Source organism: Vibrio sp. OPT24, from assembly GCF_015163545.1.
GTDB classification, from domain to species: domain Bacteria; phylum Pseudomonadota; class Gammaproteobacteria; order Enterobacterales; family Vibrionaceae; genus Vibrio; species Vibrio cyclitrophicus.
On record NZ_JADDYI010000015.1, the window covers coordinates 217,884 to 230,445 of the forward strand.

Genomic DNA, 12,562 nt, shown 5'->3' on the forward strand with positions numbered 1-12,562 from the left:
TTGAGAGTAAATGGAACTGGTAATGACTTGGTTGTGGGACAAGGCGTATGGCTACGGTATATATATCGTGATCGTATTGCTAATTGCTCTCATCTGCTGGCATCTTTATTCGCGTTATCAGTCGCACATTGAAAAGCTTCTACTCTCTACTCCCTCACCACTTTACTTTGTCGATGTACGAAGTGGTGAAATCTTGTATGCCAATCTTCAAGCTATGCAATTATTGGGTATCCGCCAAATCGGTGTTAATTTTCGTTTTCCTACCGTGGAAAGTGAAAACAGTTTCCGTCACTACTTAACCAATCACATTAACTCTCGATCATTTGAGCAAATTTCGTTTTGGGCACTTTCCGAATTTGAGTCTTTTAAGGTCAATTTAGTCGGCCGTAAAATCCACTTTAGAAGCAAGAAAGCCTGGATGATCCATGCATCGCCTTATAAAAATACCAATGAAGAACTGTCCCAAGAAGTTCGTGAGCTCAATGTCGCGCGCACGGCTTTAGATTCTTTGTCTGAGCTGATCTACGTGAAAGATCAGAAAGGTGAGTTAGTGACGAGTAATCGCTCGTTTAAAAAGTTTTGGCATGGTCGTGCTGAAGAGGGCACCCTGAGTGTTTCTGGTGGAGCATTAAAAGGTCGTGTAAGTGAACGCTCTTGGACCACAGACCAAGATGGAAAAAGCTGCTTGCTTGAAACCTACCAAAGTGTCTTGCTTTCACAAGATGGCTCAACCATAGGTACGCTTTCGATTAGCCATGATGTAACCGATTGGCACGACATGCAGCAAAAGTTGCGCGGAGAGATGGAAAAACGAAAAGACACCGAAGTCGCGCTTGCACAGCGTGATACCATTCTACAAAACATCCTGGAGGCCAGCCCGGACTCCATTGGTATCTTTAATGAAAACATGGTTTATCAAGCGTGTAATAAACCATTTGTGGCTGCGCTGGGAATCTCTGAAGTGAGTGACTTGATCGGTAAGCGTTTACAAGATGTGGTGCCACATAGCATCTATACGCGAATTTCAGAAACCGATCATCAAGTGCTTCATCAAAGTAAATCGCTGCGTTATATCGACAAAGTGGTCTCAAGTGATGGAGCATTTACTTGGTATGATGTAGTCAAATCACCATTTAGAGATCCAGCATCGAGCACTAATGGTGTGTTGATCATGGCGCGTGATATTACCGAGCGCTATCTAGCAGAACAAAAGCTTGAAGAGGCGAACCTTGAACTTGAACGCCTCAGTTTTATGGATAGCTTGACTAAAGTTTCCAACCGACGCCGCTTTGATGAACAGCTTTCGACACTATGGCATTACCATGTGCGTGAGAGGCTACCATTGACGATCATGCTGTGTGATATCGACTTTTTTAAAGGCTATAACGATTTTTATGGTCACCAGCAAGGTGATGATGCTCTGATTCAAGTTTCGCAGGCATTCAAGCAAGTACTCAGTCGCTCGTCTGATTGCGTGGCTCGTTATGGCGGGGAAGAGTTCGGCTTTATTTTGCCAAATACGACTACGGATGGTGCGCTTCTTGTTGCAAGTCGTATTCATGATGAAGTACTTAAGTTAGGTCTGATACACGAAAAATCAGCGGTCTCTGAATTTATCACGGTGAGTATTGGCATTATTTCTTATATTCCATCACCTGATGACGAAATGGAGTCCGCAGTTGCGATGGCTGACAGTGCACTCTACCAAGCTAAATCTGACGGTCGAAATCGTTCAATGGTACATCCTTCTTCAATTAGCTAGTTCTATAAATTTATGGTTGGGCTAACCTGTCTTTTTGGTGTTGCTTAGCACTATCTTGATTGGTTACCACTATATTGATTGTTTGACCATGATATTGCTGTGGATCTCTTGCTGCGTGTGATGCAGCTAGCTTACCTCCTATCTTCAAACAGGGTAGAATGTTGCTAGTCTTATCGCATGGAGCGCTAAATGAAACCCATGAAAAATCTCGCTCAGTATTACGTAGATCTACTCGTAAAACTGGGGATTGTCCGCTTTTCTATCTTACTCGCCTTAGCGCTTGTTGCCCTCGCTGTTGTTGTGCAAGTCGGTATTACCCTCGCACTCAAAGGCAATGTTGATGACATCGACATTGTACGTTCGGTTTTCTTCGGTTTAGTCATCACGCCTTGGGCGGTCTATTTCTTGTCAGTAGTTGTTGACCAACTGGAAGAGTCCCGACAAAGATTGGCGAAGCTAGTATCTAAACTTGGCGATATGCGTGAGCGAGACCAAGAGCTCAACAATAAACTGCAGCTCAATATCGAGAAGCTTAACCAAGAAATTGAAGAACGTGAGAAAGCGGAAGAAGCGCGTGCTGAAGCTATGCATGATCTCGAAAATGAAGTCTTTCAACGTGAACGAACTCAGCTTGAACTCGCAGAGCGTACCGCACTACTGCGTTCGTTTATCGACGCTTCTCCTGACCTTATTTACTACCGAAACGAAGATGGTGTGTTCTCTGGTTGTAACCGCGCAGTAGAAGAACTTACCGGCAAAACAGAAAAAGATCTGGTTGGCTTAACGCCTTGGGATGTTTACAGCAAAGAAATCGCTCAGCAGGTTGTTGAAACTGATAAGAAAGTCTTTTCTGATAACCAAGCCCTGACCTACGACCAATGGTTGGAATACCCTGATGGTCGTAAGAGCTACTTCGAACTGCGTAAGGTACCTTTCTACAGTAAAGATGGCCGCCACTTAGGCTTAGTCGGCTTTGGTCGTGATATTACCGAGCGTAAAGAGCATCAAGAATCGTTAGAGAAAGCCAGTCGTGATAAGACTACCTTTATCTCAACCATCAGCCATGAATTAAGAACCCCACTTAACGGGATCATCGGCTTGAGCCGAATGCTACTGGACAGTCAACTGACACCCGAGCAGCGTAAACACATGCAAACCATTAAGGTTAGCGCCGTAACGCTGGGTAATATCTTTAACGATATTATCGATATGGATAAGTTTGATCGCCGCAAGCTAGAGTTATTCCCAACCCCGATTAACTTTGAAGATTTCGTTGTCGAGATTGAGAGTATTTCTGCATTGATGGCAGAGCAAAAAGGGTTGAGGTTTGATCTAGAAAGGTTGTCCGATCTTCCTGCATCTGTCGAAGTCGATGGTACGCGCTTGAGACAGGTGCTGTGGAACCTTGTCAGTAACGCGATGAAGTTCACCAAAGATGGTGGTGTAGTAATGACGGTCAGCGCCGATATCGATGGTGATTTTGCTGACATCACGATGGAAGTTGAGGATACCGGTATTGGTATTCCAGAGAGTGAAATCGAGAAGATCTTTGCAATGTACTATCAAGTGAAGTCAGGAGCCGACAACCTGCACGCTGTTGGTACTGGTATTGGTCTTGCTGTATCTAAGCAATTGATCAACATGATGGATGGCGACATTGATGTCACCAGTGAAGAAGGCTTTGGTAGCACATTTACCGTTTCGATTCGCGTGCCGGTGAATCACGATACTCAGGCACTGATTAAAACACCAAGAAAGCAGTCGAACCTTAAAATCTTTATGGTGGAAGATATTGAACTCAATATCACGGTTGCTCGCTCTCTACTTGAAAGCCTTGGCCATGAAGTGACGGTGGTGATGACTGGTAAAGAAGCGCAAATTGTCTTCAACCCTAAAGACTATGATTTGGTGCTTCTGGATATTCAGTTACCAGATATGACAGGTTTCGACATCGCTCAGTACTACCGAGAGAAATATAGCCAGTTACCTCCTTTAGTTGCTTTGACGGCGAACGTTTTAAGCAACAAGCAAGAATATTTTCAGAAAGGTATGGACGAGGCGATCAGCAAGCCGCTGTCGGTTCGCGCTATTCAAGATGTCATCAGCGAGCTTATTGAGGATGCCCCAGAGGTTAATGAGAAAGCCAAAGGTATTGATACAGTAAAGGATGTTGAGAAAGCTACTGGTGTTGAGAAAGCAACCGGTGTTGAAAAAGTAGTAGCGAGGCAGCCGGTTCTTTCTTCGGTTGATACGGCCCTGCTTGATATTGATATGCTAGAGTCTTATGTTGACATTGTTGGACCGAAACCGGTTTTGGATAGTATCGTGATGTTTGAAAATATGATGCCGGAGTATATGGAAATCTTGAACTCTAACATGGTCGCAAAAGATCAAGACAGCATCGTTTCTGAAGCTCATAAGATTAAAGGTGCGGCCGGTTCGATTGGTTTGAAGCGCATACAACAAGTCGCTCAGAAAGCTCAATCTCCAGATATGCCAGCGTGGTGGGAAAATATCTCAGATTGGGTCGATGAAATTAATAACGAATACCAGAATGATATTGAAGTATTAAAGAGTTGGTTAAATCAAAGGTAGAAGAATAATGAAAAAATTAGCATTCGCCGCATGCGTAGTGGCATTAGCGGGCTGCTCTGCCCCACAAGTAGAATGGCAGCAAGGTAACCAAGTTGAAGTCTCTGCGTCGACAGTCACAATGAAAAGTAACCTGTGGCACAACAAAATGCCAACGATTGGAGAGGCTCAAGATAAGACACTACACGGTTCCATCTACCTAGAGTCAGACTCACAATTGCCAGCAACGCTTGCAGTTGAGAGCGTCACGGTTAAGCAGGGTGCAGATACCTTGTTGGTAACGGCTGACGATCTTGATTTAAGAACTCACAGTGAAACTCAATGGGAAGTCGCTTTTGTATGGCAGCTAGAGATCGACAGTGACAAGCCGGTAGATGTAGCGGTTGAGCTGAAAGATGGCGAAACAGTTAAGTGGCTGGTGGAGAAAGACGTTAAAGTTGATACGGTTTACTAAAAACTCATTCAATTAAGAACAATAAAAAAGGGAGAATGCGTTGGCATTCTCCCTTTTTAATAATTATTGATTACGCTTCGACTGTTAGGAGTACTAGCTAGTTAGAAGTGCTCACCAACTACAGGAACTCAGCGTTCAGAAGCTTTATCGAATTAGTCTTCTAGGTCACCACAAAAGCGGTAGCCTTCACCGTGAATCGTTGCGATGATTTCTGGCGTACCAGAAACAGACTCAAAGTGTTTACGAATACGACGGATTGTTACGTCTACAGTACGATCGTGTGGCTTAAGTTCACGGCCAGTCATCTTCTTAAGAAGGTCTGCACGTGTTTGGATTTTACCTGGGTTCTCACAGAAGTGAAGTAGAGCACGGAACTCTGAACGAGGTAGTTTGTAGCCTTCGCCATCTGGGCTAACCAGAGAACGACTGTTGATATCGAGTACCCAACCGTTGAACTCGTACTTTTCAACGCTACGCTTTTCTTCTTGAACTGAGCTAGTGCTCATTGAACGGTTCAGAAGGTTACGTGCACGGATAGTCAATTCACGTGGGTTGAAAGGCTTAGTGATGTAGTCATCAGCGCCAATCTCAAGGCCAAGGATCTTATCAACTTCGTTATCACGACCCGTTAAGAACATAAGCGCTACATTTGCTTGCTCACGCAGTTCACGCGCAAGTAGTAGGCCATTCTTACCCGGAAGGTTGATGTCCATAATTACAAGGTTAACTTGGTTGTCAGATAGCACTTGGTGCATCTCTTCACCGTCGCTAGCCTCAAAAACAGCATATCCCTCTGCTTCAAAAATACTCTTTAGAGTGTTACGAGTTACTTGCTCATCTTCAACGATCAGAATCTGCGGGGTTTGCATTTGGCGGTACCTAAATTTGTGACGAAACTGTGCTAATAGAATAAATTCTAGGCAAAAACATAACATACAGGTAATGTAATTTTGATGATAACTTAAAGTTTTCAAAAAAACACTTACTTCCAGCTATCTGCCTTCCTTGAAGTATTGCCCAATAACGTAGATCCAGTACGCCTTTTAATCATTCTTTTAGTGATTGCAGAGGATTCTATAATGTTAACAGCATGCTAACAATGCGAGAATGTTAATTCCATTCACTTTGTTGATTTACATCAATTGCCGTATCGCAACAAACTTTAATAGTATGGCTACAACTTAACCAATGCTATGGTGATTATTTAGCAGCAAAACAAGAATGATTATTCGAGATGGCTCTCACATCTCACCTGCTAAAGGCAAGAATATGAACCAAGGAAGCTGAAAGCTGTCCTTAGAGTCTAGTAGATAAATATGCTCAATCAACTTTTTATTATTATTAGATTGAACATAGAACAATGAAAACAAAGGATTAATTTTAATAACATATAAAAGCATAGAGGTTCGCCTGACTTAACAGGTAACGCCTTACTCACGGAGGATATATGCACGATATAACACCCGACTTGTGTGATGAGTTTGAAAGCAAAGTCACATTACTTAACCTACCATTACAGAACTTCGGTCAACGTGGTGCGTTCTTTGGAAAAATTGTAACAGTTCGTTGTTATCACGATAATTCCAAGGTTCGCGAGGTTTTAGAGACTGATGGCATTGGTAAAGTGCTTGTTGTCGATGGAAATGGCTCGTGCCAGAAAGCGCTTCTTGGCGATCAGCTCGCCATTCTAGCAATAGAAAATGGATGGGAAGGCGTGATTGTGAACGGTGCCGTGCGCGATGTCGGCATGATGTCGCAAATGGACCTTGGGGTGCAGGCGCTTGGTGCATCTCCATTCAAAACAGAGAAACGCGGTGTTGGTCAGGTTAATGTCACTCTTTCTGTCCACAATCAGTTGATTCAACCTGGTGATTACATTTATGCGGATTGGAATGGTGTATTAATTTCATCTGAATTGTTAATTGAATCTTAACAGGTTTAAGTACAATAGGCTGGAATTATTGGATTGAGGAACGGTTTGTTGCGTGCACAGGTTGACGCTAAGATCTTGAGCTACTGAAAAATCAAAACGCATGCGAACTCATGAAGGACAACCGAATTCGATTAAAATCGAAATCCTAACCCCACTTCAACACCTTGCTGCCACTCTTCGTAATCAAGGGTGGCATGCAAATCCAAATTATCGGTAAGTTGTACTCGGCTTGAAACTTCTGCAGCTAATGACTTTTCGTTGTCTTCTTCTTCGTCTTTATAGGTGTGCAGAGAACTGTTAAAAGAGATCCTTTCTGAGAACTGATAACTGACACCACTTAAAAATCCGCTTTCATACTTAAGTGAATCGCTGTTGATTCGTGTACCTACATAAAGGTCAACATCAGCAAACAGACTGTATGAGTAACCACTGTCGATTTTCCAAGTGTCGAAGCTTTCACTTGAGGCATTTTGCGTTGAGATGAAGAATTTATGAGACGAACGATCGATTTGACTGGGAAGTAATGGTAAACCACTCAGTAGAGGCAAACTATTCGCTGAACAAATGACAGGCATAGCAAAGGCTAAAAGAATAAATAATCTCTTCACTTCCCACTCCTGATGTCATTATTATTGTTTTACGAACGTTATCGTTCAATTAAAGCACAGAAGTTGTGCGTTCGCTGTACAATCGATATAGCATTTTGTTATGACTATATATGCAACTTATGACTTCGCTTCATCTAGCAATCTAATTCCGCTTTTAAGTTGGGAGCTGTTTTAGGACGTTTTGTCGCTGAAATGGCTGTTTGCTCTGAAAAATGACGTGAATGTAAAAAAAACGCAACTTTTCATTGACGTCTAGTGGTAAAAATTGATACACGTAGAGTAAAGCACAAGCAGAGAATTTGATATGCAGCACCTAAGCCACCTAGTAATGACCACCACCATTATTATTACCGACATTCACATTGTTGGGGCAGGCTGCTAAGTAACGGATTTTAAAAGAAAGGCCTGTATCCCACAAGATACAGGCCTTTTTTTGTACCATTTTTATGACTTATGGAGAAAGGGATGCGCGTTTTAAAATTTGGAGGTTCATCATTAGCTGATGCAGATCGTTTTTTACGAGCGGCTGATATCATCGCTAATAATGCCCAGCAAGAAGAGCTAGCCGTTGTACTATCGGCTCCAGGAAAAACAACCAATAAGCTAGTTGCTGTTATTGAAGCGGCACTAAAAAATGGTGAAGCAGAAGCACAAATTGCAGAAATCGAATCATCATTTGCGAATCTGTTTACAGAGATTCAGGCTGTATTACCGGGTGTTGATGGTTCTGCATTTCAAGAGCAAGTGGATACGTCTCTTGCTCAACTAAAACAGTTTGTAAATGGCATTAACCTCTTAGGTATGTGCCCGAATCATGTTAATGCTCGTATCATCAGTAAAGGTGAGCGAATCTCCATCCAGTTAATGAAAGCGGTACTTGAAGCGAAAGGCCAACCAGCAAGCCTGATTGACCCAGTTCAGTACTTATACGCTAAAGGTGATCACCTTGAAGCGATGGTTGATGTGGATGTTTCTACTCAGAACTTCCGTCAATCACCCCTTCCACAAGGTCACGTAAACATCATGCCGGGCTTCACGGCCGGTAATGAAAAAGGTGAGTTAGTAACGCTTGGTCGTAACGGCTCTGATTACTCAGCAGCGGTTCTAGCGGCGTGTCTACGCGCGGATTGTTGTGAGATCTGGACAGATGTAGACGGTGTTTACAACTGTGACCCACGTTTGGTGCATGACGCTCGTCTTCTTAAATCGCTTAGCTACCAAGAAGCGATGGAGCTTTCTTATTTTGGTGCTTCGGTTCTACATCCGAAAACTATTGCTCCTATCGCGCAATTTCATATCCCTTGCCTAATCAAAAACAGCTTTAACCCACAGGGTGCAGGTACTTTGATTGGTCAAGACACTGGCGAAGATAACCTAGCGATCAAAGGCATCACAACTCTTAGTGACCTAACGATGGTTAACGTATCTGGCCCTGGTATGAAAGGCATGGTAGGCATGGCGAGCCGTGTGTTTGGCGCGATGTCTTCTGCGGGTGTATCTATTGTCCTTATTACTCAATCTTCTTCTGAGTACAGTATCAGCTTCTGTATTGAATCGGCTGATAAAGTAAGAGCAAAGCAAGTGCTATCAGAGGCGTTTGAACTTGAATTAAAAGATGGCTTGTTAGAGCCAGTCGAGTTCATGGACGACGTAGCGATTGTTACACTGGTGGGTGACGGTATGCGCACATCACGTGGTGTTGCTTCTCAGTTCTTCTCTTCTTTAGCTGAAGTAAATGTCAACATTGTTGCTATCGCTCAAGGCTCATCAGAACGCGCGATCTCTGCGGTTATCCCTGAAGATAAAATCTCAGAAGCGATAAAAGCGTGTCACGAGAATCTATTTAACTCGAAGCACTTCCTTGACGTATTCGTTGTCGGTGTTGGTGGTGTTGGAGGTGAACTTGTTGACCAGATCCAACGTCAACAAGGCAAACTGGCTGAGAAAGGTATTGTGATTCGCGTGTGTGGTTTAGCAAACAGCAAAGGTTTGTTGTTAGACAGCGATGGTCTGCCGTTAGAGCAATGGCGTGATCGTATGTCGAGCGCGACAGAAGAGTTCAGCCTAGCGCGTTTAGCGGCTCTAGTTCAACGTAACCACATCATCAACCCTGTGTTGGTTGATTGTACGTCTAGCGAAGGTATTGCTGCTCAATACGCGGACTTCCTAGCGGCTGGTTTCCATGTTGTAACACCAAACAAAAAAGCCAACACAGCAAGCATGGCTTACTACCATCAGCTTCGTGAAGTTGCACGTAACTCTCGTCGTAAGTTGATGTACGAGACAACAGTAGGCGCAGGTCTACCGGTAATCGAAAACCTACAGAACCTAATCTCTGCAGGTGATGAGCTTGAAAAATTCAACGGTATTCTTTCTGGTTCTCTGTCTTACATCTTCGGTAAGCTTGATGAAGGTATGACACTTAGCCAAGCAACAAACATTGCTAAAGATAACGGCTTTACTGAACCTGATCCTCGTGATGACCTATCTGGTATGGATGTCGCACGTAAGCTGCTTATTCTTGCTCGTGAAGCTGGTATGGCGCTTGAGCTTGAAGACGTTGAAGTTGACCAAGCATTGCCACCGGGTTTTGATGATTCAGGTACGGTGGAAGAGTTTATGGCTCGTTTGCCAGAAGCGGATGCTTATTTCAAAGAGCAGTCAGCTATCGCCGCAGAAGAAGGCAAAGTACTTCGCTATGTCGGTGAAATCACCGACGGTAAGTGTAAAGTTCGTATCGCAGCTGTTGATGGCGACGACCCAATGTTCAAGATTAAAGATGGCGAGAATGCGCTGGCATTCTACAGTCGTTACTACCAACCAATCCCTCTTGTACTTCGTGGTTACGGTGCGGGTACTGAAGTAACAGCAGCAGGCGTATTCTCTGATGTGATGCGTACTCTTGGTTGGAAATTAGGAGTTTAGGAATGAGTTCAAGTGATATGGATGTTGTCGTTTATGCTCCTGCATCAATCGGTAATGTCAGTGTAGGGTTTGATGTGCTGGGGGCCGCTGTGTCTCCAGTGGATGGCACATTACTTGGTGATCGAGTAATGGTTAAAGCTGGTGATCAAGCGTTTTCACTAAAAACAGCGGGTAGCTTTGTTTCTAAACTGCCAACTGAAACCAAAGAAAATATCGTTTATGACTGTTGGGTGGTGTTCTCTAGAGAGTTAGATAAGAAAGGCGTTTCGGTTAAGCCTTTGGAGATGACACTAGAGAAGAACATGCCTATCGGTTCTGGTTTAGGTTCAAGTGCATGTTCAATTGTAGCGGCGCTTGATGCTCTGAACCGTTTTCACGGACAACCACTGGATGAAACCGAACTCCTTGCCCTAATGGGTGAAATGGAAGGTAAGATTTCAGGCGGTATACATTACGATAACGTTGCGCCATGCTACCTTGGTGGTGTCCAGCTTATGCTTGAAGAGTTAGGCATCATTAGCCAAGAAGTACCGTGTTTTGATGATTGGTTCTGGGTAATGGCTTATCCGGGCATTAAGGTTTCAACCGCTGAGGCGAGAGAAATCCTACCATCTCAATACCGTCGTCAAGATGTGATTGCACATGGTCGCCATTTAGCTGGTTTCATCCACGCTTGCCACTCAGGCCAACCTGAACTGGCAGCTAAGATGATCAAAGACGTGATTGCTGAACCATATCGTGAGAAACTGCTTCCAGGGTTTGCTGATGCGCGTAAGTACGCAACTTCAGCCGGTGCACTGGCTACTGGTATTTCCGGTAGTGGCCCAACTCTGTTTAGCATTTGCAAAGAACAAGATGTCGCCGAGCGTGTTGCACGTTGGTTAGAACAAAATTACGTACAAAATGAAGAAGGATTCGTCCACGTTTGTCGTTTAGACAAACAAGGTTCGATCGTTACAGGAAGTGAGTTATGAAGCTGTACAACATCAAAGAAAACGATGAGCAAGTCTCTTTTGGCCAAGCCGTTCGTCAAGGTTTAGGTCGTAATCAAGGTCTATTTTTCCCATCAGAGCTGCCGAAGTTTGATGATATCGATGCGCTGCTAGCAGAGGACTTTGTCCCTCGTAGCTCAAAGATCCTATCGGCTTTAATCGGTGATGAATTACCAAAGGAACAGATTGATCAATTAGTGGATGCGGCATTCCAATTCCCAGCACCGATCAATCAAGTAAAAGACGGCGTCTACGCGCTTGAATTGTTCCACGGTCCAACACTGGCATTTAAAGATTTCGGTGGCCGTTTCATGGCTCAATCTTTAGCAGCGGTATCTGATGGTGGTCAAATCACAATCTTAACCGCGACATCTGGTGATACTGGCGCTGCGGTTGCGCATGCTTTCTACGGTATGAAAGACATCAATGTTGTGATCCTTTATCCGAAAGGCAAGATCAGCCCACTACAAGAAAAGCTGTTCTGTACGCTAGGTAAAAACATCCACACTGTGGCAATCGATGGTGATTTTGATGCGTGTCAGGCGTTGGTTAAAGACGCATTTGATGACGCTGAATTGCGTAAAGAGATTGGCTTAAACTCAGCAAACTCAATCAACATCAGTCGTTTAATGGCTCAAATCTGTTACTACTTTGAGGCTGCATCTCAGCTCACCAAAGAACAGCGTGAGAACCTCGTTATTTCAGTCCCAAGTGGTAACTTCGGTAATCTAACGGCTGGCCTATTGGCTAAAGCTCTTGGTTTGCCAGTGAAGCGCTTCATTGCAGCGACCAATGAAAATGATACGGTTCCTCGCTACCTTGAAACGGGGAAATGGGATCCAAAACCAACGGTTGCGACAACATCAAACGCGATGGACGTTAGCCAACCAAACAACTGGCCTCGTATCGAAGAGCTTTGCCAACTGAAAGGTTGGGGTTTAGATACACTAGGGAAAGGTAAGGTCTCTGACGAGCAGAGCGCTGAGTCAGTGCGCGACTTAAAAGCACAAGGTTACCTTTGTGAACCACATGGTGCGATTGCTTACCGCCTACTGGAAGAGCAACTGCAAGAAAACGAAACTGGCTTGTTCCTGTGTACTGCGCACCCTGCGAAGTTCAAAGAAGTGGTTGATGATATTTTAGGTACAGATATTGAGTTACCTGGTCCACTGGCTAAGCACGCGGCGATGGAATTGTTGTCTGAAGATCTAGACAATGATTTTGAAGCTCTGAAAACGGTACTACGCCGAGTTCAACCGTAACGTACATATGTATTGTTGAACAAATAAAAACGGC

General features: G+C 43.9%; 10 protein-coding genes and 1 other annotated feature. Of the genes, 7 read left to right on the forward strand and 3 right to left on the reverse strand.

The genetic code is table 11. From position 1 onward, the window contains the following. Positions 1 to 10 precede the first annotated feature (10 nt). The 3 genes from IQO02_RS04495 to IQO02_RS04505 all read left to right on the forward strand — a co-directional run bounded on the left by IQO02_RS04495 (position 11) and on the right by IQO02_RS04505 (position 4,808). Positions 11 to 1,762 (forward strand): diguanylate cyclase, encoded by a 1,752-nt coding sequence (locus tag IQO02_RS04495; protein ID WP_016786557.1) that lies wholly within the window; start codon positions 11 to 13, stop codon positions 1,760 to 1,762. Positions 1,763 to 1,951: 189 nt separating this feature from the next. After that, the gene (gene arcB / locus IQO02_RS04500) at positions 1,952 to 4,357 is read left to right on the forward strand and encodes an aerobic respiration two-component sensor histidine kinase ArcB (RefSeq protein ID WP_016791803.1); all 2,406 of its coding nucleotides are present in this window, start codon (positions 1,952 to 1,954) and stop codon (positions 4,355 to 4,357) included. A gap of 7 nt (positions 4,358 to 4,364) precedes the next feature. Then, positions 4,365 to 4,808, forward strand: a complete 444-nt coding sequence (locus IQO02_RS04505; RefSeq protein WP_016767742.1) for a hypothetical protein — start codon at positions 4,365 to 4,367, stop codon at positions 4,806 to 4,808. A 152-nt stretch (positions 4,809 to 4,960) separates the two neighbouring features. Here the strand turns inward: IQO02_RS04505 and arcA are convergent, their stop codons facing one another. Further along, complete coding sequence (gene arcA, locus IQO02_RS04510) at positions 4,961 to 5,677, reverse strand: two-component system response regulator ArcA (RefSeq protein ID WP_004741534.1); 717 nt, start codon at positions 5,675 to 5,677, stop codon at positions 4,961 to 4,963. 372 nt (positions 5,678 to 6,049) lie between these two features. Continuing rightward, on the reverse strand, positions 6,050 to 6,208 hold the full coding sequence (locus IQO02_RS04515; RefSeq protein WP_016767741.1) for a hypothetical protein: 159 nt from the start codon (positions 6,206 to 6,208) through the stop codon (positions 6,050 to 6,052). A gap of 47 nt (positions 6,209 to 6,255) precedes the next feature. Here IQO02_RS04515 and IQO02_RS04520 point away from each other — a divergent pair, with 47 nt between their 5' ends. Then, the gene (locus IQO02_RS04520) at positions 6,256 to 6,741 is read left to right on the forward strand and encodes a putative 4-hydroxy-4-methyl-2-oxoglutarate aldolase (protein WP_010434787.1); all 486 of its coding nucleotides are present in this window, start codon (positions 6,256 to 6,258) and stop codon (positions 6,739 to 6,741) included. Between the two features lie 131 nt (positions 6,742 to 6,872). Here the strand turns inward: IQO02_RS04520 and IQO02_RS04525 are convergent, their stop codons facing one another. After that, positions 6,873 to 7,349 (reverse strand): hypothetical protein, encoded by a 477-nt coding sequence (locus tag IQO02_RS04525; RefSeq protein ID WP_010434788.1) that lies wholly within the window; start codon positions 7,347 to 7,349, stop codon positions 6,873 to 6,875. Between the two features lie 317 nt (positions 7,350 to 7,666). Further along, positions 7,667 to 7,785: a sequence feature (Thr leader region), on the forward strand. A 29-nt stretch (positions 7,786 to 7,814) separates the two neighbouring features. Here IQO02_RS04525 and thrA point away from each other — a divergent pair. The 3 genes from thrA to thrC are packed head-to-tail and all read left to right on the forward strand — an operon-like array spanning position 7,815 to position 12,528. Then, the gene (gene thrA / locus IQO02_RS04530; protein WP_010434791.1) at positions 7,815 to 10,274 is read left to right on the forward strand and encodes a bifunctional aspartate kinase/homoserine dehydrogenase I; all 2,460 of its coding nucleotides are present in this window, start codon (positions 7,815 to 7,817) and stop codon (positions 10,272 to 10,274) included. 17 nt (positions 10,275 to 10,291) lie between these two features. After that, positions 10,292 to 11,248: a homoserine kinase gene (gene thrB, locus IQO02_RS04535; protein ID WP_032544909.1), complete on the forward strand. Its 957-nt coding sequence runs from the start codon at positions 10,292 to 10,294 to the stop codon at positions 11,246 to 11,248. Then, positions 11,245 to 12,528 carry a threonine synthase gene (gene thrC, locus IQO02_RS04540; protein WP_010434795.1) on the forward strand — a complete coding sequence of 428 codons (1,284 nt, stop codon included), beginning with the start codon at positions 11,245 to 11,247 and terminating at the stop codon, positions 12,526 to 12,528. The genes thrB and thrC overlap by 4 nt, the downstream gene beginning before the upstream one ends. Positions 12,529 to 12,562 lie beyond the last annotated feature (34 nt).